General features: G+C 39.7%; 1 protein-coding gene. It reads left to right on the top strand.

All coding sequences use genetic code 11. The features are described from left to right. The coding region (locus LQ622_RS14865; protein WP_275590400.1) for a Rib/alpha-like domain-containing protein at nt 1–849 on the top strand (849 nt) is incomplete at both ends.

The following is an 849-nucleotide window of genomic DNA, read 5'->3' as shown; positions in this document are numbered from 1 at the left end:
ATACTTTGAGATTCCCAGATGGTACGTTAAATACAAGCTATATGTATGGTTATGTGATGGATCCAGATGGTAATGTAGTGAATGCATATTCATCTTATACAAGCCCTCAATTTAGAGCACCAAACAGTAACTTGTCATGGGCACCACAAACAGCACCGGCTCAAAACTTAGTTGCTAATCCAATGTGGTATAACGTTAACTTTGCATTAGTTCCATCTAATGATATTAACTTAGATGTGTTGGAATATAATAATACAGATAAACCGGCAGTTCCAGGTGATGAAGTTCACATTGACTTAACAGGTTCAAATATTTCACCACTACCAACGCGCGTTGAGTGGAGGGATAAGAACGGAAATGTAGTTCAAAAAACTGGCGACATTAATACGTTAGAAGATGGTGAACAACAAGGTACATTTATTGTTCCAGATAGTGCGGTAGATGGAGATATTTACACGGCATATTTAGTAGTAGGAGACAATGATGTAGCAGCTGATTCATTTATCGTAAAAGTTATGGATAACAGACAATACGAACCAACTACAGACGGTGTAACGAAAGATCATGGCACACCAACGACAACAGACGATGTAACAGGTTCAGTGACAATCCCAGACTATCCAACGGATAAAGATCAACCAACAATTACGGTGGATGACGAAACACAATTACCAGATGGCAATACACCAGGTACAACAGATGTTGATGTGACAGTGACATACCCAGACGGTTCAACAGACCACATTAAAGTACCTGTAACAGTAGGAGAACAAGCAGACAATGATGCTTATGAACCAACAACAGACGGTGTAACAAAAGACAATGGCACACCAACGACAACAGACGATG

The sequence above is a fragment of the Mammaliicoccus sp. N-M50 genome, from assembly GCF_022386995.1.
Lineage (GTDB): Bacteria > Bacillota > Bacilli > Staphylococcales > Staphylococcaceae > Mammaliicoccus > Mammaliicoccus sciuri_A.
Note: the sequence above shows the minus strand (reverse complement) of the source record. Positions and strands in the feature narration are given on the sequence as shown.